General features: G+C 39.4%; 20 protein-coding genes. 11 read left to right on the top strand and 9 right to left on the bottom strand.

The window, feature by feature from the left end; translation table 11 throughout:
• The first annotated feature begins 47 nt into the window (after positions 1-47).
• The 4 genes from apcB to AN486_RS14630 all read left to right on the top strand — a co-directional run bounded on the left by apcB (position 48) and on the right by AN486_RS14630 (position 2,429).
• Positions 48-533, top strand: coding sequence for an allophycocyanin subunit beta (apcB, locus tag AN486_RS14645; RefSeq protein ID WP_027402733.1), 486 nt, complete (start codon positions 48-50; stop codon positions 531-533).
• 327 nt (positions 534-860) lie between these two features.
• The gene (locus AN486_RS14640) at positions 861-1,067 is read left to right on the top strand and encodes a phycobilisome linker polypeptide (RefSeq protein WP_027402734.1); all 207 of its coding nucleotides are present in this window, start codon (positions 861-863) and stop codon (positions 1,065-1,067) included.
• Between the two features lie 701 nt (positions 1,068-1,768).
• On the top strand, positions 1,769-2,071 hold the full coding sequence (locus AN486_RS14635) for a DUF433 domain-containing protein (RefSeq protein WP_053537474.1): 303 nt from the start codon (positions 1,769-1,771) through the stop codon (positions 2,069-2,071).
• Positions 2,058-2,429, top strand: coding sequence for a DUF5615 family PIN-like protein (locus tag AN486_RS14630; protein WP_290601269.1), 372 nt, complete (start codon positions 2,058-2,060; stop codon positions 2,427-2,429). Before AN486_RS14635 ends, AN486_RS14630 begins: the two co-directional genes overlap by 14 nt.
• A 121-nt stretch (positions 2,430-2,550) precedes the next feature.
• On the opposite strand, the gene dnaK is transcribed toward AN486_RS14630, so the two are convergent.
• Together dnaK and AN486_RS14620 are read right to left on the bottom strand one after the other, a co-directional pair.
• Positions 2,551-4,449 carry a molecular chaperone DnaK gene (dnaK, locus tag AN486_RS14625; RefSeq protein WP_053537473.1) on the bottom strand — a complete coding sequence of 633 codons (1,899 nt, stop codon included), beginning with the start codon at positions 4,447-4,449 and terminating at the stop codon, positions 2,551-2,553.
• 433 nt (positions 4,450-4,882) lie between these two features.
• Positions 4,883-5,755 (bottom strand): phosphodiester glycosidase family protein, encoded by an 873-nt coding sequence (locus AN486_RS14620; RefSeq protein WP_290601267.1) that lies wholly within the window; start codon positions 5,753-5,755, stop codon positions 4,883-4,885.
• A gap of 90 nt (positions 5,756-5,845) precedes the next feature.
• Between AN486_RS14620 and AN486_RS14615 the strand changes: the two genes are divergently transcribed.
• The 3 genes from AN486_RS14615 to AN486_RS14605 all read left to right on the top strand — a co-directional run bounded on the left by AN486_RS14615 (position 5,846) and on the right by AN486_RS14605 (position 9,792).
• A complete protein-coding gene (locus tag AN486_RS14615; RefSeq protein WP_027402737.1) occupies positions 5,846-6,418 on the top strand; it encodes an rRNA large subunit pseudouridine synthase E in 573 nt (190 codons plus the stop codon).
• Between the two features lie 165 nt (positions 6,419-6,583).
• A complete protein-coding gene (locus AN486_RS14610) occupies positions 6,584-8,485 on the top strand; it encodes a serine/threonine phosphatase (RefSeq protein ID WP_290601264.1) in 1,902 nt (633 codons plus the stop codon).
• Between the two features lie 50 nt (positions 8,486-8,535).
• A complete protein-coding gene (locus AN486_RS14605; RefSeq protein ID WP_053537469.1) occupies positions 8,536-9,792 on the top strand; it encodes a protein kinase in 1,257 nt (418 codons plus the stop codon).
• On the opposite strand, the gene AN486_RS14600 is transcribed toward AN486_RS14605, so the two are convergent.
• The 4 genes from AN486_RS14600 to dnaA all read right to left on the bottom strand — a co-directional run bounded on the left by AN486_RS14600 (position 9,778) and on the right by dnaA (position 13,675).
• The gene (locus AN486_RS14600) at positions 9,778-10,395 is read right to left on the bottom strand and encodes a Uma2 family endonuclease (RefSeq protein ID WP_290601262.1); all 618 of its coding nucleotides are present in this window, start codon (positions 10,393-10,395) and stop codon (positions 9,778-9,780) included. The two genes, AN486_RS14605 and AN486_RS14600, sit on opposite strands and share 15 nt — an antisense overlap.
• Positions 10,396-10,841: 446 nt before the next feature.
• Positions 10,842-11,060 (bottom strand): DUF4327 family protein, encoded by a 219-nt coding sequence (locus AN486_RS14595; RefSeq protein WP_027402742.1) that lies wholly within the window; start codon positions 11,058-11,060, stop codon positions 10,842-10,844.
• 524 nt (positions 11,061-11,584) lie between these two features.
• On the bottom strand, positions 11,585-12,016 hold the full coding sequence (locus AN486_RS14590; protein WP_290601259.1) for a nucleoside deaminase: 432 nt from the start codon (positions 12,014-12,016) through the stop codon (positions 11,585-11,587).
• Between the two features lie 246 nt (positions 12,017-12,262).
• Positions 12,263-13,675, bottom strand: a complete 1,413-nt coding sequence (gene dnaA, locus AN486_RS14585; RefSeq protein ID WP_051424346.1) for a chromosomal replication initiator protein DnaA — start codon at positions 13,673-13,675, stop codon at positions 12,263-12,265.
• A 129-nt stretch (positions 13,676-13,804) separates the two neighbouring features.
• On the opposite strand from dnaA, the gene AN486_RS14580 reads away from it, so the two are divergent.
• A complete protein-coding gene (locus AN486_RS14580; protein WP_290601255.1) occupies positions 13,805-15,070 on the top strand; it encodes an HhoA/HhoB/HtrA family serine endopeptidase in 1,266 nt (421 codons plus the stop codon).
• 482 nt (positions 15,071-15,552) lie between these two features.
• Here AN486_RS14580 and AN486_RS14575 read toward each other — a convergent pair whose 3' ends face one another.
• Together AN486_RS14575 and AN486_RS14570 are read right to left on the bottom strand one after the other, a co-directional pair.
• The gene (locus tag AN486_RS14575; protein WP_168635650.1) at positions 15,553-15,963 is read right to left on the bottom strand and encodes a type II toxin-antitoxin system VapC family toxin; all 411 of its coding nucleotides are present in this window, start codon (positions 15,961-15,963) and stop codon (positions 15,553-15,555) included.
• Between the two features lie 2 nt (positions 15,964-15,965).
• On the bottom strand, positions 15,966-16,205 hold the full coding sequence (locus AN486_RS14570; protein ID WP_290601276.1) for an AbrB/MazE/SpoVT family DNA-binding domain-containing protein: 240 nt from the start codon (positions 16,203-16,205) through the stop codon (positions 15,966-15,968).
• A 338-nt stretch (positions 16,206-16,543) separates the two neighbouring features.
• On the opposite strand from AN486_RS14570, the gene def reads away from it, so the two are divergent.
• On the top strand, positions 16,544-17,080 hold the full coding sequence (gene def / locus AN486_RS14565) for a peptide deformylase (RefSeq protein ID WP_053541141.1): 537 nt from the start codon (positions 16,544-16,546) through the stop codon (positions 17,078-17,080).
• A gap of 64 nt (positions 17,081-17,144) precedes the next feature.
• Here the strand turns inward: def and AN486_RS14560 are convergent, their stop codons facing one another.
• Positions 17,145-18,050 carry a CoB--CoM heterodisulfide reductase iron-sulfur subunit B family protein gene (locus AN486_RS14560; RefSeq protein WP_015081593.1) on the bottom strand — a complete coding sequence of 302 codons (906 nt, stop codon included), beginning with the start codon at positions 18,048-18,050 and terminating at the stop codon, positions 17,145-17,147.
• A 229-nt stretch (positions 18,051-18,279) separates the two neighbouring features.
• Between AN486_RS14560 and acpP the strand changes: the two genes are divergently transcribed.
• Together acpP and fabF are read left to right on the top strand one after the other, a co-directional pair.
• Entirely contained in the window at positions 18,280-18,534 is a 255-nt protein-coding gene (gene acpP, locus AN486_RS14555; RefSeq protein WP_053541139.1) for an acyl carrier protein, read from the top strand.
• A 240-nt stretch (positions 18,535-18,774) separates the two neighbouring features.
• Positions 18,775-20,034, top strand: coding sequence for a beta-ketoacyl-ACP synthase II (fabF, locus tag AN486_RS14550; protein WP_290601250.1), 1,260 nt, complete (start codon positions 18,775-18,777; stop codon positions 20,032-20,034).
• Positions 20,035-20,093 lie beyond the last annotated feature (59 nt).

Genomic DNA, 20,093 nt, shown 5'->3' with positions numbered 1-20,093 from the left:
CAAACTAAAACTGTAGCAATAAGGTTGGAAATAAGGAAAAAACAACAATGCAAGACGCAATTACCTCCGTTATCAATTCTTCAGACGTTCAAGGTAAATACCTTGATACCGCTGCTCTCGAAAAGCTAAAAGGCTACTTCGCTACTGGTGAACTGCGCGTTCGTGCAGCTACAACCATCAGCGCTAATGCTGCTGCGATCGTTAAAGAAGCTGTAGCTAAATCCTTGTTGTACTCTGACATCACCCGTCCCGGTGGTAATATGTACACCACCCGTCGTTACGCAGCTTGTATCCGTGACTTGGATTACTACTTGCGCTATTCTACCTACGCTATGTTGGCTGGTGACGCTTCCATTTTGGACGAGCGTGTATTAAATGGTTTGAAAGAAACCTACAACTCCTTGGGAGTACCCGTAGGCGCTACAATTCAAGCTATCAGTGCTATGAAGGAAGTAACCGCTAGTTTGGTTGGTCCTGACGCTGGTAAGGAAATGGGCGTTTACTTCGACTATATCTCCTCTGGCTTGAGCTAGGAGTTAGCTTTGCACTTAGTGATGTAGGTGCGGCATTATTAAGGTCTGGAGATCAATCATGATTGCTAGAAGGTTCTCTTGCTAATTGATTGTAAGTGTTATCAGTCTGGTGCTGATGGTTGATTTCCAGCCTTGGAAAAAATAATTGTCAGGAGTCAGGAGTCAGAATATTTGATATATTGATAAGTAATCAAATATAGTTTTTGGCATAAAATTTAGAAAAGCTGACCACTGATAGCTAAATCCTTACAGATAAATTAAAGATTTTCACTCAAGACATTTGAGATAAAAAAGTTTCCCAAACAATATCAGGAGATTTAAAACAAAATGGCTCGTTTATTTAAAGTAACTGCTTGTGTTCCTAGCCTATCTCGGACTCGCACCCAACGCGAATTACAAAATACTTACTTTACTAAGTTAGTTCCTTATGAAAATTGGTTCCGTGAACAACAACGGATTCAAAAAATGGGTGGCAAGATTGTTAAAGTGGAATTAGCAACCGGTAAACAAGGTACTAATGCTGGTTTGTCTTAATTTCTATAAATCAAACATTATTTTATTTTGATTTTGGAAGGGGTCTAAAAAGACCTCTTTTTTTGTGCCTTTGATTTGATATAAGTAATTGGACAAAAATATTTAGGTTCTTCCGTACCTGTTATGCCAAATATGAGTTTATTTACCCCACAACCCATATAAATAAAGGATTTTATTGTTTTTGATACCAAATTTGTCAAAATAACCAATAAATTAATGTAAAATCCTTATATAACAAGGATCTTGGGATTTAAAAAAAATAATTTAGCATAACAAGTACCGAAGAGCTAATATTTACAGTCATTGCGAGCGAAGGGAAGCAATCACAACCCTTGCAATTGCTTCATTTCACTTCGTTCCATATGGCTAACGCCACGCAACGATTACGCAATGACATTGTGTAATTAATTCTGTCTCACTACTTATTAAGAAGCAATTTGCATTAGAGAACTCCACAAAAAAGATGAACTGCTTGCAGCAGCGCCTCGCTATCCAATCTTGTGGGATGTGGGATGCCCGTCCTTGTATTATTAGCGGGCAAGACTTGTACTGAGCTTGTCGATAGCGAAGCGTGGCGTTAGCCATAGTATGCCCGCACCACAAGAAATTTTAGGATATTTTTTTAATTGGAAGTCTCTTATTAGCTGAAACGCTTATGATAGACTAAAGTGAAGTAAAATAAGCAAGTAATTCTGTCAACTATGGCAACTGCTACTAACATTGGTACGCTAGTAACCTGTTCTCCAGGTGTGAATAATGGTCGTCCCATGATTACAGGGACTAAAACTTCTGTAAGTCGGGTGGTTATTCTTTACAAACAAGGTGCAAATGCTGAAGAAATTGCCCGCCGGATAAGTCACCTTAACCTTGCTCAAGTATATGCGGCTTTAGCTTACTATCACGCTAATCCTAATCAAATTGAGACTGAATTGGCTGAAGCAGACGCTGAATACTGGAATTTGGCAACTTTACATAGCCATAAAGATAAAAATGCAGATGAATAAAATCCGGTTGTATATTGACGAAGACGCAATGGATGAAGATTTTGTTCAAGCCTTACGTTCCCGCAATGTAGATGTATTAACAGTTGCCGATGTGGGAATGTTGTATAAATCAGATCCAGAACAGCTAACTTGGGCTAAAGAAAATAACCGAGTTATATTTAGCTTTAATGCTAGGGACTTTTACCAGATCCATACTACTTTACTGGAACAAGGTTTGTCTCACGCTGGAATAATTTTAGCACCTCAACAAAGATACGGAATTGGCGAATTAATGCGTGGAGTTTTGCGGCTGATTAACACTAAATCAACGCAAGGTATGCAGGGACAAATAGAATTTTTAAGCAACTGGGTTTATTAATAATCACTATCTCGCAATAACTAATTTAATTACCATTAAAAAATACCCATCCAGTTATTGCGCTAGGTGGGTATTAATAGTGTAGGGACGGGGGTTCCCCGCCCTTGATGAGAATTTATGACTACTTGCTTTCAGTGAAATCAGCATCAATAACATCATCACCAGAAGGAGCAGAACCACCGCTTGGAGGTTCAGTACCACCAGCACCGGCAGCATCACCAGCTTGTTGATAGATATTGCTACCAATAGCAAACAGAGCTTGTTGCAATTCTGGCATCAACTTCTGGATTTGAGCATCATCTTCTTTAGCAACAGCTTCCCGTACTTCCTTAACTAAACCTTCAACCTTAGTCTTATCAGCATCAGGGACTTTATCACCCAACTCTTGTAACTGCTTTTCAGCTTGATAAGCTAAAGAATCAGCTTGGTTTTTGCGTTCAATTTTTTCACGACGTTCCTTATCAGAAGAAGCATTTTGTTCAGCTTCTCTCACCATGCGTTCTACATCATTCTTATCCAGAGTAGAAGCACCAGTGATACTAATAGATTGTTCCTTACCAGTTCCCTTATCCTTAGCCGCAACATTGAGAATACCGTTAGCGTCAATATCAAAAGTAACTTCAATTTGGGGAACACCACGAGGAGCAGGAGGAATACCATCCAAACGGAAAGTTCCTAAGCTCTTGTTATCATTGGCGAATTCTCTCTCACCTTGGAGAACGTGAATTTCCACATTGGTTTGTCCGTCTACAGCAGTAGAGAACACTTCTGATTTCTTGGTAGGAATTGTAGTATTGCGAGGAATAATTTTAGTCATCACACCACCCAAGGTTTCTACACCCAAAGATAATGGTGTTACGTCTAACAACAAGATACCCGTAACATCACCAGCCAAGACACCCGCTTGAATAGCAGCACCAACAGCTACAACTTCATCAGGGTTAACGCTTTGGTTAGGATCTTTACCTAACACCCGTTTGACCACATCTTGAACTGCGGGAATCCGGGTAGAACCACCAACGAGAACAACTTCGTCAATATTGGTCTTATTTAACTTCGCACCTTTAAGTGCATCTTCCACCGGAATGCGGCAACGGTCAATTAAATCAGCGCAGAGTTCTTCAAACTTAGCGCGAGTAAGAACTGTATCCAAATGCTTTGGACCGTCCTGAGTAGCAGTGATAAATGGGAGGTTAATTTCTGCTTGAGTAACGCTAGAAAGTTCAATTTTGGCTTTTTCTGCGGCTTCAGTCAGACGTTGTAAGGCTTGTTTGTCCTTACGGAGGTCAATACCTTCGTCTTTTTTGAACTGTTCGGCTAGGAAGTCAACGATTTTTTTATCAAAGTCGTCACCACCCAGGTGAGTATCACCGGATGTTGATAATACTTCAAATACACCGTCGCCTACTTCTAGAACGGATACGTCGAAAGTACCACCACCCAAGTCAAATACGAGGATAGTTTCGTTGCTCTTTTTATCAAAGCCATAAGCTAGGGAAGCTGCGGTAGGTTCGTTGATAATGCGGAGAACGTCAATACCAGCGATTTTTCCCGCGTCCTTAGTAGCTTGACGCTGAGAGTCGTTGAAGTAAGCAGGGACGGTAATTACAGCTTGGGTAACAGTTTCACCCAAGTATTTACTAGCATCTTCAACCAATTTGCGGAGAACTTTTGCAGAAATTTCTTCAGGAGCAAATTGTTTACCAGCACCGGGAGAGTCTACCTTAACGTTACCGCCACTGCTGAGAACTTTGTAAGAAACTTCTGTAGCCTCGTTGGTAATTTCGTCGAAGCGACGACCAATAAAGCGTTTTACAGAATAAAAAGTGTTTTCGGGGTTCATTACCGCTTGGCGTTTAGCGATTTGACCAACTAAATTGTCGCCGTTTTTGGCAAATGCAACTACCGAGGGTGTTGTCCGAAAACCTTCTGCATTAGCGATAACGGTGGGTTTACCACCTTCCATCACTGCCACACAGGAGTTAGTCGTTCCTAAATCAATTCCAACTACTTTTGCCATTTTGGGTGTTTGCTCCGTATAAAATTACTAAATGAACTCAGAGAGAATATAAAATTGCATTAACTAACTGCTAATAACAATCAGTTGCCCAAAAAGAAACTGATGGCTTTGCTGGGAAGACAATCCCAAACTAGGCTACCCAGGGCAAGAAATAGAAATAAACTCAGTGGTAGCCATTCCATGCAGGGTGGTTTACCGAACCGTCAGGGGAACGGTGAATTTTATAAATTATGTCTAGTGGTTTCATGGATTTATGTGCTTTCACATTGACTAATGTATGGGAATTAATACTTTCAGGAATTGGGGTGAACCGTAACTTTATAGTCGTATTTGCCGTCAAACCCCATTAAAAATTAAATACTATACCCCTGACTCCGTAATCAAGGGCTGGCTAATTGGTAATTATTCCTCTAATTCCTGAACCGTGCCTTATTTACGAGGCAGGTATGGAAGGGTGTTCTCCTTTTTGAAACTTCAGCCATGCCTGTTCTAAGGCTGTGGGAGCGGGATTTGTGGCATCATAAATGACGATTACATTGGTTAAAGGTCTACCCGCGGGAACTACAATATTAGTCTTGTTGGCTAAGGCTCTGGATGCTCCACCATCTAAATTCATAGCTTCATAACAACCGATCGCTTTCATTGCCTCTGCTTCCTGCTGTAAAGTGAGGTTAATTTCAAAATTGGCTAAAATCAGCTTTGTGCCGTCCTGAGTAAAACCAATGGCTGTGCGATCGCTATTGCCTAAAACAACAGGATCTTTAAAGCCTTCAATACTGGGATTTATCCATATTTCCCCCTGTCGCAATAATCTCGGTCCACAGGTTAGGGAAAACCAGTGTTTATTCCATTCGGGTTTACCGTCTACTCTGGCTGTTACCATTTCTGGTTTATTGCCGACTCCTAATCCCAAGGTAGTCCCAAAATTTTCCCAGCGACTGTATTTGACAAATTTTCCCCCAGCTACCATGTTACCCATCACTGTTTTTTGAGGATTTTTGGCGAAGAATGTGCCATTAGCAACCACAGTGGCCTTATAACGCGCTACTAATTTACTAAATTCTTCATCACCACTGGTTTTTTGAATGGTGTTGGCAAAGCTGGCATTTTTGGCTAAACCCATTGTAATCAAGGTTTTTGGATCTGTGAGATCAACTATGGTTTGATAAAAAGGGATACCATTAATTTGACTTTTGTTTACTTGGACTGGTTGAGCATAACTAGGTAATGTTAAGGTTAATCCTTGTGCTAAGGTTGCCCCACCCAGAAATAAAAAGGATCTGCGGCTGATTTTGCTAATTGTCATAATTGATGTTTATTAATCCTTTCTTCTTTTTCCTGAATCCTGAATGGGCGCAGTCCCTGCGCCCCTACCTCCTGAATCCTTCTATATTTTATGAATAATCGGTATATTATTTTTCACAAACCCTATGGGGTTTTGAGCCAATTTACTCAAGAAAGTCCCAAACATATTACGCTAAAAGAGTATATAGATGTTCCCGATGTTTATGCTGTGGGGCGTTTAGATTGGGATAGTGAGGGGTTACTGTTACTAACAAATGATGGACAGTTACAGCATCGTCTAGCACATCCGCGCTTTGGTCATCAACGTACTTATTGGGCGCAGGTGGAACGTATTCCTGATATTGATGCAATTCATCAGCTACAAACTGGGGTAGAAATTCAAGATTACCGGACTCGTCCTGCTCAAGTTAGGTTATTGTTAGAAGAACCATCCGTAGTCCAACGTATTCCCCCCATTCGATTTCGGAAAAGTATTCCCACAGCTTGGCTAGAAATGACCTTAACTGAAGGTAAAAATCGCCAAGTCCGTCGCATGACTGCTGCTGTGGGTTTTCCGACTTTGCGGTTAATTAGGATAAGTATTGGTAATATTCAATTAGATGATTTAGCACCAGGACAATGGCGAGAACTCACTCCCCTAGAAGTTGCAAGATTAAATCATTAACCGGAAAAATAGATTAAGGTACTGTAATATCAGTATACAAAAAGAGTGTCAACAATAGCACTTAGTTCTTAGGTTACATAATTTTAATTTTAGTTATTTAATTGTGGACTGTTTGAATATTTGTAGCTAAAAGCACCTTACCAGGAAAATCAAGGAAGTCCGACTATGCTGATTTGCCCCCAGTGTAAATTTGAAAACGGTGATAGTAATAAGTTCTGTCAAAGCTGTGGTATATCCTTAGCTCATAAAATCTGCTCTGAATGTAGTGCCGATATGGCTTTAGATGCACAGTATTGTTATAAATGTGGTGCAGAATCTAGCACAGTTTGGTACGCACTCATTACTCAGGCAGTGGATAAGGTAGTTTCTGTTGTGGCGGAAACTGCGAAATTAAGCCAAAATCTAGAAAATATAGCGGATGGTGGCGGAGATTCTGGTCTGTTATCCAAATTTGTTTTAGATGCTTATTTAGATCCTTGGCAACGTTATCGCTTGTTAGAATCTCCACAAGAATTTGCGGATTATATAGAAGTCAAGGTTCTAGATTGTCAACCTTACAAAATATCACTGATTGGGGCAATGCTTTTGCACGAAACCAAGATGGATATAAGGACAATTCCGGGTCTGGCGGAAGCTTATCTAAAATTGCAGGTAGATAAGCGCCCAGGAATACCAAATATTCATGATGCTTGGCAGCAAGATCATTTTCAAGTAGTCTTGTTAGAAGACAGATCCAATTTCCCGACGTTGCTTGATGTTTTGCGACGAGATACAGTAAGTCCGTTGGAAATTTTACATTGGTTTTATCAAATGACTCAACTTTGGGAGTTGTTAGAAACTGTAAATTGTCGCCAAAGTTTGTTGGAGTTGTCGAACTTGCGCTTAGATGAAGACCGAACTCTGATATTACAACGGCTATATATAGAGACACCGTTACTGACACCACAACCACCCGAAGTTTTAGATTTGACGAAAATACGAGAGAATGGACAACAAGCTTTAACTCTTAAAAGTTTGGGTCGGATGTGGCAAACTTTGTTTAGAGAATCCCAACACACTCCATTGGATTGTGTGGTGCAGATGTTAGAGTATGTGGAATCTGGGAATATTCAAACTCTGGCGCAATTGCTATCGCATTTACAAGAAATAGCAGAAGAATGTAATCAGGAACAACCAACTTCATCACCTGTCTTGGCACTAGGTGATGATACAAAAAATAAAAGTGATGAAGCCCCAACCCTAGTTCTATCCATGCAGCTAAGTAGCGTGGAATATGCAGCAGCTACTGATGTGGGTCGTCAACGTGATCATAATGAGGACTATTTTGGTGTTGATAGTCAAGTTCACAAGATAGAGTTACCAGGAAATAGTCAAGTTACAACACAAGGTTTATATATTCTTTGTGATGGTATGGGTGGTCATGCTGGAGGTGAAATAGCTAGTCAATTAGCGGTAAATACTATCCGTCAATACTTTCAAGAAACTTGGGTAGATACAGAATTGCCTCGCAAGGAGTCTATTCTTCACGCAGTTTATCTGGCTAATCAGGCTATTTATGAGCTTAATCAAAAAGAAGCTCGTTCTGGTATTGGTCGCATGGGTACTACTTTGGTCATGCTACTAATTCAAGATAATCAAGCGGCAATTGCTCATGTGGGAGATAGTCGTCTTTATTGGCTGACTCGCAAGCAAGGACTAGAACAAATAACTATAGACCATGAAGTTGGTCAACGAGAAATTGCTAGGGGTATAGAACCTAGTATTGCCTATGGACGTGCAGATGCTTATCAACTTACCCAAGCTTTAGGTCCACGCAACGAAGATGCTCTCCATCCTGATGTGATGTTATTTGATATCAATGAAGATATGCTTCTGGTATTGATTTCAGATGGTTTATCAGATAATGACTGCTTAGAAACTCATTGGCAAACCCATCTCCAACCCTTATTAAGTTCTTCTAGTAATTTAGTCACAGGGGTTCAAGATTTAATTGAATTGGGTAATGAACACAATGGTCATGACAATATTACAGCTATACTAGTGCGAGTGAAAGTCAGACTATCTTAGCAAAGTTGCTTCTAAAATTAGTTTTTTGATCTTAAATTTTAGGTTGTATTGTGATTACTTTGACCCTATTAGAAAAAAGCACAAAAACACCGCTGAAACAGTGGTGCTTTGAGGGTTCTACCGTCGTTCGCATTGGTCGGGCGGTAGATAATCACGTTGTTTTGGCTGACAATTTAGTTTCTCGGTATCATTTAGAACTGAAATTAGTTACTAATGCTGGAGGGGATGATTGGGAGTTAATTAGTCATGGAACTAATGGCACTTTCCTCAATGGCTTTTTGGTTACTAAATCTATCGTTGCTGATAATTCTTTGCTGCAATTAGCTCAGGGTGGTCCTGTACTCAAGGTACAAGTTCAGGAATTATCTCCTCTACTTATCCGAGCTTCAGGTTCAGGAAATGGAGAAATTAATCAAAAGATAATTCCAGAATATTCCAGTGCTGGTTGTACTCACGAAGGGAATCGTCCTCAAAATGTGTTTTGTGTTCACTGTGGTCAACCAATTTTGGTGCAAAAGACTATTCGTCATTATCAGGTATTACGCACTTTGGGAAAGGGTGGTATGGGTACTACCTATTTAGCTTGGGATGGTGTTGGTGAAATTACTGGTGTACCACAATTACTGGTAATTAAGCAGATGAATGCTGATATGGTGAAAATTCCCAAAGCTCAAGAGTTATTCATCCGAGAGGCTAGTATTCTCAAGCATCTTAATCATGGGGGAGTTCCCAAGTATTATGATTTCTTTGTGGAAGATGGTAAAAAATACTTGGCTATGGAGTTAATTCATGGACAAGATTTAGACAAACGGATTCGCTTAACTGGACCTGTAACTCCGAAGCAAGCGATCGCTTGGATGATCCAAACTTGTGATATTCTAGATTATCTGCATCACCAACATACACCATTAATTCACCGGGATATTAAGCCGGCTAATTTGATGGTGCGAAGTGGTAATAATAGTATTGTTGTATTGGATTTTGGTGCTGTTAAGGAAATTGGCACAAAACCAGGGACAAGAATCGGGGCTGAGGGTTTTTGCGCTCCTGAACAGGAACGGGGACAACCGCTTACCCAATCTGATTTGTATGCTATTGGTCCGACGTTAATTTTTTTATTAACTGGGGAAAATCCTTTAAAATTTTATCGGCAAAGGGGGCGTAATTTTCGCTTTGAGGTTAAAGGGATACCAACAATTAGTGATAAATTAAGACAGGTAATTGATTGTGTGACAGAACCTTTACCACGCGATCGCTATCATACTGCAAAGGAGTTGGCTCAGGCATTAATATCAATTAGCAGTTAGCAAAATCTGGTTAGCGGTTAGGTTCAATTCGGGAAAAGTGCGGGAAATTATTTGCTCATTGTCTCTAAAATGGTTAATTTCATACTCATCACCAATTAGAGAACAAACTGATATGGTAGGTTGTTTTGGTTCACCCACGAATTTACCAGCACCAAAGGGTTGATAATCAACAATCCAATATTCTTTAATTCCCATTTCTTCATAATCACTATATTTTCTATAGTAATCAACTCGCCAATTGCTACTCACCACTTCGATGATTAATGGCACAGAATCACCTTGAGTTACTGTTGCTTTTTTTTCCCAAAGAGGTTCATTGACTAGATTTGTGGAATTTATCAACAAAACATCTGGACAATAGGCTGATTCCGTTGTTGGTGGTTTAACTAATGCCTGTTTGGGAATAAAATAGGGAAGATTTAAGCGGCGGCACTCTATAGCTAATTCTATAGTTAAAACCCCGGTTCTGCTTTCGTGTTTTCCTAATGGTGGATTCATCTCAATAATTTCCCCATCATGCAGTTCATAAAATCCGCCTTCTGGTTTCCATTTAATAAACTCTTCAAAGGTTACTAACTGGGTTTTAGGTAAGGTTTGAACCATAATTTACCTACCTTAATAAAAATTCTTGAGTGTGTGTTTGGACGGGGAATTTTAGATTTTAGATTAAAAAATTTGGTATCAGTTACTAATGTAAAAATACTCGCTGCGCTGCGTACGCTTCGCTAACGTCAATTCTAAATCCAAAATTTTCCATATCTATACTTGAGGGTGGAGTTAATCCAAAATCGTTCGACTGAGCGAAGTCGAAGTCCAAAATCATCAATCCAAAATCGAGTGACGAAAGAATTGCACCCACCATAAAACAAGGACAAAGTTCTATCATTGCTGGAGGTAGGTGTAAGCTGTTACACAGCTAAATTGTATAATCCTAATATTCTGAACTCTTGTTTAACAGGCAAGATGCCTGTTCCACTTATACAAATTAAATGCACAACAGCTTATCTACGTCAAATCTATCCTAGATATAGCCAATCTAATTTAGATATTTAATCGTCGTCCCACTTTTCTACCGCTAATAAATCGCCAATTGGATCTTGGGTGCTAAATCCAAAGTCTAGCAACTCCTGTTTCCAATGTTGCCAGTCATCGCCATAGAGTAAGGCAATCTTCCAAATCCTATCATTGGGTTTGATAATATTGGATTCTACGAGTGATTGCACGTTGCGCTGCAATTTCACCATTGGGTGAATTACTTGCTGAATCATAAACTCGGTGTATTTCAGATTTTTGTGTGTAAATTCTTGATCAAAACAGCCTTCCGCTTGCAATTATTACCTGCGCGTAGAGCAATTATAGTTTGGTAAAGCTAGTTCTAACTTTTCCACTATACCATAAATAACAAGAGTAAGCTGCTTGGGAATTCGGTTTTGTACGGTAATTACCACTACTAAACGCTATTTAGCTGAACAGTCGTGGCAATATCCAGCCGACAAGGTTTTTAGGCTTGCGATCGCCATCATAACGCAACTGGAGAAAATTGACACTAATTTCTCAATTTTAATTGTGGGGTCAATATAAATGGGTGATAGGTAATGGGTAATGGGTAATGGGTAATGGGTAATAGGTTTTTGGACAATTTTACAGGAATATCCGGTAAGCGTAAAGCTCAGTGGCTTGGCTCCCTGAGAGTGTCAATTTTCATTCATTTCTTCTTCCTCCTGAACTCCTGATAGCGCAGCGTGGCGTTAGCCATACTCCTGAATGGGCGCAGACCCTGCGCCCCTACCTCCTATCTCCCAATATCTTCATCCCAAAGTTCCGGGTTAGTTGTAATAAATTCACTCATCATTTGTTCACATTCATCTAAATTTAGATCTATGACTTCCACACCGTGAGATACCATAAACTCTCTAGCGCCAGGAAAAGTTTTTGATTCTCCAGCAATAACTTTTTTAATCCCAAACTGCACCACAGCACCGGCACACAAATAACAAGGCATTAACGTAGAGTAGAAGATTGTACCTCTGTAGTTACCAATTCTGCTCGCATTACGGAGACAATCAATCTCCGCATGAGTTACAGGATTACCATCTTGGACGCGCTTATTGTGTCCCTGTCCGAAAATTTTACCATCCTTAACCAAAACAGAGCCAATGGGAATTCCCCCTTCTTGTCTACCTTGTTTAGCCTGGAAAATTGCAGCACTCATAAATTCATCCATTTGTCAATACTCATGATATAAAAAAACAAATAATCTGGATAGTTACCTGTGGAAAAACTGTGGAAAAACTATCCTGAATTTTCCCAAAATCATCATACTTCATGAAACTGATAAATAATAAATTAAAGTTTTCCACAGCTTTGCGGCAAAAAATTGGATTTTGACCGCAATTTTAAATAAAAATTAATCATTTATTATATTTTTCTTAAAATTCGGACTTAATAGTGCAGATTTTAATGGGATAAGTTAGTTTTTTGGGTTGTGGAAAACATCAACGATATTAATTCTATTTTTGGTAGTAGCCATTTGGATGCGATCGCTCAATTGGTGTAAAGTTTGAATTAAACTCTGATCACTCTCCTTTAACTGGGTAATTTTCTCACAACTATACATCACCGTCGTATGATCTTTACCCCCAAACTCCTCCCCTATCTTGGGTAAACTCAAATTCGTAAGTTGTCGCATTAAATACATTCCTATTTGCCTAGCCCAACTTATTTCTCGACGACGGGAATTACCCTTCAAATCCTCAATAGAAACATTCAAAGCATCTGCAACTATATTTAAAATTATCTCAGGAGTAGTTTCTATTTTCTGACTAGGAGTGCCTAAAATCGGTGACAGATTTTCCACAGTCATAGGTAAACCCCAAATAGAAATATAAGCCAAAGCTCGAATTAACGCCCCCTCCAACTCACGGATATTAGAAGTACAATTAGAAGCGATGTATTCAACCACCTCTCGTGGTAAACGAATATTTTCATACTCAGCTTTTTTTTGCAGAATTGCCATTCTCGTCTCTAAATCAGGCATTTGCACATCAGCAATTAGCCCCATAGAAAACCGTGAACACAACCGTTCTTGTAAACTGGGAATTTGATTAGGAGGACGGTCTGAAGCAATTACAACTTGCTTACCCGCCTCATGTAAAGTATTAAAAGTATGAAAAAATTCCTCTTGAGTATATTCCTTCCCCTCCAAAAACTGAATATCATCAACTAGCAGCATATCAGCAGCCCGATAATGTTCGCGGAAACTCTGCATACTATCTTGACGAATTGCAGTAATCAAATCATTTGTAAACTGCTCCGTAGACACATAAAATATCTTAGAATGAGGACAGATTTCCCAGCGATAATTACCAATAGCTTGCATTAAGTGAGTTTTCCCCAAACCCACACCACCACATAAAAATAACGGATTAAATTCCCTACCCGGATATTCTGCCACGGCTAGAGAAGCCGCATGAGCCATGCGATTATTAGCTCCGACAACGAAACGAGAAAAAACATATTTAGAATTTAAATCTGAAGTCTTTTGCGAATTTATGGGAGCATTTGCCAAAATATGATTTATTGCTGGTAATTTCCCCTCCACTTCCGGTTTATCCACATGAGAAACTCCCTTATCCTCAACTACAGTAATATAAATCTCTATTGGATAACCCACAATATCGTGGACTACATTAGCAATAGTATTAATGTAATACTTCTGAAGCCAATTGCGAGCAAAAGGATTAGGAGCATATATTACCAAACAGTTATTTTCTAGCTGCTGTGCATAAGCTGTTTTAATCCAAGTTTCAAAGGTAGGCGGAGCTAACTCTAACTGTAACCGCTCTAATACACGATTCCATAAATCATCTATGGGAATTTCCATTAACGCCACCTTTATCCGTAATTCCTAATTCCTAATTCGTAATTACTTCTGTGTCACCTATAATCATTTTGATAAAAACCCGGTAGCTAATATCCTAGCACCTACTAACGAATACGGAGCAATAATCACATGATAAAAATTAATAATCATAACTTAGCAGCGCAGAATATTAATACTAGATTTTTAGGGCAAAATTGGGGAAATAAGGGTAAAAAATGGCTCGCAGTGTGTGGTGTAGCCGTGTTCATGCTGGGAGGTTGTACGAATCTCAAGAAAACCACCACAGAAATCGAACCTAGCAATGCACAACCACACAAAACCACTGCACCCACTACAGAAATTGCTCCTCCCGCGATTTTTTCCTCTTCTGGAGATCCTAACTTTGTTGTCAAAGTAGTACAAAAGGTGGGAGGTGCAGTTGTTCGCATTGATTCGACAAGAACCGTCACAACTCAAGCACCAGACGAATTTTCTGATCCCTTTTTTCGCGGCTTTTTTGGCAATAGAATCCCTTCTCAACAAAGAGAAAGAGTAGAAAGAGGTAGCGGTTCGGGATTTATCATTAATTCATCTGGGCAAATTTTAACTAATTCTCATGTTGTAGACGGTGCTGATTTAGTTACAGTTACCCTCAAAGACGGCAGAACTTTTAAAGGTAAAGTATTAGGCGAAGATGCTGTAACAGATGTGGCAGTAATTCAAATTGATGCCAGTAATTTACCCAGTCTAGCTTTAGGTAAGTCGGATACTTTGCAACCAGGAGAAGCCGTTATCGCTATTGGTAATCCCTTGGGTTTAAATAATACTGTCACATCTGGAATTATCAGCGCCACAGATCGTTCTAGTAGTGATATCGGTGCAAGTGATAAGCGTGTTGATTATCTGCAAACAGATGCAGCAATTAATCCTGGTAATTCTGGTGGACCATTACTAAATGCTCGTGGTGAAGTCATTGGCATGAATACAGCAATTATTCAAGGCGCTCAAGGTTTAGGTTTTGCGATTCCTATTAATACTGCCCAAAAAATTGCCGAAGAACTAATTGCTAAAGGTAGAGTTGATCATCCCTATTTAGGCATACAAATGGTAACATTAACGCCAGAAATTAAGGAAAAAATCATTGCTCGATTTGGAGAGAAAATAAATTTATCTGCAAATCAAGGGATTCTATTAGTGAGGATTGTTCCTAACTCACCCGCAGCCACTGCTGGATTACGTCCAGGAGATGTGATCAAAAGTATGAATAATCAACCCGTTTTGAAAGTTGATGAGGTGCAAAGAATAGTAGAAAATAGTCAAGTTGGCATTCCTTTACAAGTGCAAGTAGAGCGTAATGGCAAAATTTCTCAATTTTTAGTTAAACCTGCACCTTTACCAATTAACAAAGAAAATTGATATTTAGTAAGTTGTCCCGGATTTCCTGCCCACATTCTCAAAACTGATAAAACTTGGCGTTGCTAATAGCCCAGATGGCGATCGCCATATTATGCAACGCCAAAATTTTTATACTCAAAACGGTTGGGACATGGACTTTTATAAAATCACGAAAAACCTAGATTTGTAGGGGTAAAGCAAGAGCTTCATTGGTGTCAACTTAAGCTCAAATCCTGATGATATCTCGTTCCCAGTCTCTGACTGGGAATGCTATTACAGAGGCTCTGCCTCTGTTTTCATAGAAGGCAGAGCCTTCTAGAATTCATTCCCATACAGAGTATGAGAACGAGAAAGGGTGAAACTGATATTTTACAAGGCTTTCACGTTAAGTTGACACCAATGAAGCTCTTGCTTTACCCCTACCCGCTTAAATAAAATAATTAAGCCGTGTTGAGTATAATTCACGTGATTTTTGTGTTTATTCTTCATTTCTCATAGCTTTCTTAATCAGATTTAAGCCAGTTTTCTACTTTTAAATTAGGAACGCGAGAAAATTCACGAACATTGGCAGTAACGAGAGTTAGATTTAGAGTGAACGCTTGCACAGCAATCAATAAATCATTACTACCAATGGGCGTTCCTTGACGTTCTAAATGTGTGCGAATTGTGGCATAATTATGATCTACATCCGCCATTAATGGCAATACAGGAATAATGCTAAAAGCTAGTTCAATTCTTTGTTTTAATCGGAATGAATTACTTTTTTCCGCGCCAAATCGTAATTCACAAGCTACAATAATACTGGTACAAATTTTTTCTTCACCAACATCTTGAATTTGAGAAAAAATTCTCCCTGTTGGGTGTTTAATAAAATCAGAGAGTATATTAGTGTCGAGTAAGTAAGAATAAGACATTTTTACAGTTCAATATTATCTAGGGGTAATAATCCTTCATCAACATTGGGAAAATCTTCTTCAATATCATCTAAGGTGGCAAAAATTTCCAGGAGGGATTTTTTCTGATAGGGTTCTATGATCAGTTTTCCGTCTTCTTGTCGGATAATTACTTCTGTTGTTGATAGGTTTAATTCTTGAGGAATTGTTAAGGTTTGGGTGTTACCTGCTTGAATAAGTTGGACATGATATTCTATACTCATTGTCATGATCCTTTTTTGTGGTTTTATGGGTTTTATGGGATTAGGAAATAGCAACTTGACATCTACTGGCGTAAGCCATATTTCCCGGCTAATAGGTAAAGTTTACAATGGTTTTAGCTTTATTTAGCAAGCCCTAATTATTTCACAGAAAAGAGCGAACGGCACGGAAGCCACTTCTTGTCTCGCTTTTTTTAATGCGTAAAGTAACACCTTACGGCATTCATGACGGTGCGAGGTAGAAGGCGACGCAATCGGAGGGCGATCGCACATCATCAATGGTATAATCGTCAAAACGGCGATAATGAAATTTGATATGAGAAAAATATAGAGATTTGAAAATGAATGAATTAGCACCAATCATTAAATTAGGTAATCCGATATTACGACAAAAAGCTGCTGCGGTTGAGAATATTCAAAATCAAGAAATTCAAAACCTCATTGATGAATTAATTACCTCAGTTGCTCAAGCTAATGGGGTGGGAATTGCTGCACCACAAATAGCAGCATCATACCGTTTATTTATCGTTGCTTCCCGTCCTAATGCCAGATATCCCCATGCGCCAGAAATGCAAGCAACAGCAATGATCAATCCCCGAATTGTTGCCAATTCTTCAGAAGTGGTTAAAGATTGGGAAGGTTGTTTAAGTGTTCCTGGAATTAGGGGTTTAGTTCCTAGATATCAAACAATTGAAGTTGAATATACAGACCGTTATGGCAATTTACAAAAACAAGAATTAACTGATTTTGTTGCCAGAATTTTTCAACATGAGTATGATCATTTGGAGGGATTAGTATTTTTAGATCGTGTAGAAAACAATCAGGATTTAATTAGTGAAGAAGAATATCAAAAATCGGTGATTGGTAAAAATGAGTGATCCACAGATCCCCGACTTCTCTAAGAAGTCGGGGATCTAAATTCTCTAAATTCTCGGTGATATTTTACCAACCTAATTTTTCTAAAATGGGTTTTGTAGACACAATATGTCTGTCTAAACCCAATTCTTTGGGACTGACACCTAAAGCTAAAGCAATTAACTGGGGTAAGTGTAAAATCGGTAAACCTAACTTTTCACCAATTACCTTTTCTACTTCTGGTTGACGAGAATCTAAATTCAAATGACACAGAGGACATGGTGTGACAATACAATCAGCACCATTATTTAAAGCTTCTTGGATGTGATTTCCCGCCATTTGGAAAGATTCGGTTGTCGCGTAGCTGGATAAAGGCCAACCACAGCATTGAGTTCTGCCACGATAATATACAGGTGTCGCCCCTACTGCCCGAAATACATTTTCCATTGCTTCGGGTTTAAAAGGATCATCATAGGGCATGGATTTCTGAGCGCGGAGGAGATAACAACCATAGAAAGCTGCACATTTTAATCCACTTAATTTCTTGGTGACACGCTGGGTAATTTCCTCTAAGCCGTAATCTGTCACTAAAGCGTAAAGAAGATGTTTAACTTCTGTACTCCCCCGATAGGGTGAACAACCTTCTTTTTCTAATAAACCATTAACTTTATTCACGTAATCGGGATTGGTAGATTGACATTCTTTTAATCGTTCATCAACATGACCAATAACACCTTGACAAGTGCTGCAATGGGTAAGTAAAGGGAGATTTAATGATTCTGCTAAAGCGATATTTCTGGCGTTAACGGTATCTTCTAGTAGTTGAGAATCTTCTTTAAATGTCCCTGAACCACAGCAAGAGGCTTTTTTCAGTTCAACCAATTCAATACCCAAGGCTTGAGTGAGAGATTGAGTTGATATATACAGTTCCCTACAAGCCCCTTGAGCTACACAGCCTGGATAGTAAGCGTATTTTAGCGGTTTAGATAGCATAAAAGTATAGTTGGTTTATTGTTTAGAGGTGATGAGGATTGATTAATTGGGTGGTTACTGTGGTTATTAAACCTTTATCTCTCATTTCCAGGATCTCCTTCATCTTTAATCCTCAGTTTTAATGATAGAACCTATACTCAGGTTCACCCTTTCCGATAAGATGTATATGCCCAAAAAAAACTTTGTTCATTTAGAGCAAATCATAGCAACTTGTTAAGGACTTTTATTTATGAGCCAAGCAGCAACTTTTGAAAAAGTTAAAAAGATTATCGTTGAGCAACTTAGCATAGAGGATGAGGCTAAGGTTATACCAAATGCCAATTTTATGGAAGATCTAGGGGCTGATTCCCTAGATACAGTGGAGTTAGTCATGGCTTTGGAAGAAGAATTTGAGATCGACATTCCTGATGAAGCGGCTGAAAAAATTACAACTGTTCAAGCCGTAGTTGATTATATCTCTAGTCACGTTGCTGCATCTCCATAGACGAAATTATATTCAGCATTGACGGGTTTAAACAAATACTTTAAGAGTATACAAATTAACTGGATAAACCCGTCCTTAGATGAGTGTTAAGTGTCTAAACTGTAAGTTTGACTTCAAAAAAAGCACCAAAAGTCCATAATATTGAGCAAACAGTATAGTCTTAACTAAGAATACTTAACTCGGAACTCAGCCCTCTTAATTGTTTCCCCCTGCTGCTTTTTCGCCATATTTAATGCAATCATGATAGACTATAAACGTAACCGCGTTGTTGTAACAGGTGTGGGCGCGATTACACCTATTGGTAACACACCAGCCGAATATTGGGAAGGATTATTAAGCGGACGGAATGGAATTGACTATATCACCGCCTTTGATGCTTCTAAACATAGTTGCCGCATTGCGGGTGAAGTCAAGAACTTTGATCCACACACTTACTTAGATCGCAAAGAAGCCAAGCGGATGGATCGGTTTGCCCAATTGGGTGTATCAGCAGCTAAACAAGCTGTTGCTGATTCAGGTTTAGTAATTGATGATCTCAACGCTGAACAAGTTGGTGTAATTATCGGTTCGGGAATTGGTGGAATTAAGGTTTTAGAAGACCAACAAACCATTTACTTAGATCCTAATAAAGGTCCTAGTCGTTGTAGTCCCTTCATGATTCCCATGATGATCGCCAATATGGCAGCAGGATTAACAGCAATTCATACTGGGGCAAAAGGTCCGAATTCCTGCTCTGTAACAGCTTGTGCTGCGGGTTCTAATTCTATCGGCGATGCTTTTCGTCAAATTCAAGGCGGATATGCCACAGCCATGATTTGCGGTGGCTGTGAAGCCGCAGTTACACCCCTGTCAGTGGCAGGATTTGCGGCTGCTCGCGCCCTGTCCACCCGCAATGATGATCCGGCTCATGCTTGTCGTCCTTTTGATCGTGATCGTGATGGCTTTGTTATGGGTGAGGGGGCAGGAATTTTAATTCTTGAAGAATTGGAACACGCCATTAGTCGTGGTGCAAAGATTTATGGGGAAATTGTCGGTTATGGGATGACCTGTGATGCTTATCACATGACTTCGCCTGTTCCCGGTGGTTTAGGTGCGGCTAGAGCAATTGAATTAGCTTTAAAAGATGGGGCGCTGACACCGGAAATGGTTAGTTATATCAATGCTCATGGAACTAGTACACAAGCTAATGATGTGAATGAAACTGCTGCTATTAAGAAAGCTTTGGGGGAGTATGCTTATAAGGTGGCGATTAGTTCGACTAAATCCATGACAGGACATTTGTTAGGTGGTTCTGGTGGGATTGAAGCTGTAGCGACAATTTTGGCGATCGCTCATAACAAAATTCCCCCCACCATCAATATCGAAAATCTTGATCCAGAATGTGACCTAGATTATGTTCCCCATACTAGCCGTGATCAGGTAGTCGAGGTGGCTTTATCTAATTCTTTTGGCTTTGGTGGTCATAATGTTACCCTGGCATTCAAGAAATTTACTCTCTAGTGACTTGCAAATAAAAAATATCCTATCGCTGTTGGGGCAGGGGAGTAGGGGGAGTAGGG

Source organism: Anabaena sp. AL93, assembly GCF_001672085.1.
GTDB classification, from domain to species: domain Bacteria; phylum Cyanobacteriota; class Cyanobacteriia; order Cyanobacteriales; family Nostocaceae; genus Dolichospermum; species Dolichospermum heterosporum.
Note: the sequence above shows the minus strand (reverse complement) of the source record. Positions and strands in the feature narration are given on the sequence as shown.

Excerpts from the sequence above, each read along its gene's own strand:
- apcB (WP_027402733.1), top strand. The coding sequence starts at position 48 with ATGCAAGACGCAATTACCTCCGTTATCAATTCTTCAGACGTTCAAGGT.
- AN486_RS14640 (WP_027402734.1), top strand. The coding sequence starts at position 861 with ATGGCTCGTTTATTTAAAGTAACTGCTTGTGTTCCTAGCCTATCTCGG.
- AN486_RS14635 (WP_053537474.1), top strand. The coding sequence starts at position 1,769 with ATGGCAACTGCTACTAACATTGGTACGCTAGTAACCTGTTCTCCAGGT.
- AN486_RS14630 (WP_290601269.1), top strand. The coding sequence starts at position 2,058 with ATGCAGATGAATAAAATCCGGTTGTATATTGACGAAGACGCAATGGAT.
- dnaK (WP_053537473.1), bottom strand. The coding sequence starts at position 4,449 with ATGGCAAAAGTAGTTGGAATTGATTTAGGAACGACTAACTCCTGTGTG.
- AN486_RS14620 (WP_290601267.1), bottom strand. The coding sequence starts at position 5,755 with ATGACAATTAGCAAAATCAGCCGCAGATCCTTTTTATTTCTGGGTGGG.
- AN486_RS14615 (WP_027402737.1), top strand. The coding sequence starts at position 5,846 with ATGAATAATCGGTATATTATTTTTCACAAACCCTATGGGGTTTTGAGC.
- AN486_RS14610 (WP_290601264.1), top strand. The coding sequence starts at position 6,584 with ATGCTGATTTGCCCCCAGTGTAAATTTGAAAACGGTGATAGTAATAAG.
- AN486_RS14600 (WP_290601262.1), bottom strand. The coding sequence starts at position 10,395 with ATGGTTCAAACCTTACCTAAAACCCAGTTAGTAACCTTTGAAGAGTTT.
- AN486_RS14595 (WP_027402742.1), bottom strand. The coding sequence starts at position 11,060 with ATGATTCAGCAAGTAATTCACCCAATGGTGAAATTGCAGCGCAACGTG.
- AN486_RS14590 (WP_290601259.1), bottom strand. The coding sequence starts at position 12,016 with ATGGATGAATTTATGAGTGCTGCAATTTTCCAGGCTAAACAAGGTAGA.
- dnaA (WP_051424346.1), bottom strand. The coding sequence starts at position 13,675 with ATGGAAATTCCCATAGATGATTTATGGAATCGTGTATTAGAGCGGTTA.
- AN486_RS14580 (WP_290601255.1), top strand. The coding sequence starts at position 13,805 with ATGATAAAAATTAATAATCATAACTTAGCAGCGCAGAATATTAATACT.
- AN486_RS14575 (WP_168635650.1), bottom strand. The coding sequence starts at position 15,963 with ATGTCTTATTCTTACTTACTCGACACTAATATACTCTCTGATTTTATT.
- AN486_RS14570 (WP_290601276.1), bottom strand. The coding sequence starts at position 16,205 with ATGAGTATAGAATATCATGTCCAACTTATTCAAGCAGGTAACACCCAA.
- def (WP_053541141.1), top strand. The coding sequence starts at position 16,544 with ATGAATGAATTAGCACCAATCATTAAATTAGGTAATCCGATATTACGA.
- AN486_RS14560 (WP_015081593.1), bottom strand. The coding sequence starts at position 18,050 with ATGCTATCTAAACCGCTAAAATACGCTTACTATCCAGGCTGTGTAGCT.
- acpP (WP_053541139.1), top strand. The coding sequence starts at position 18,280 with ATGAGCCAAGCAGCAACTTTTGAAAAAGTTAAAAAGATTATCGTTGAG.
- fabF (WP_290601250.1), top strand. The coding sequence starts at position 18,775 with ATGATAGACTATAAACGTAACCGCGTTGTTGTAACAGGTGTGGGCGCG.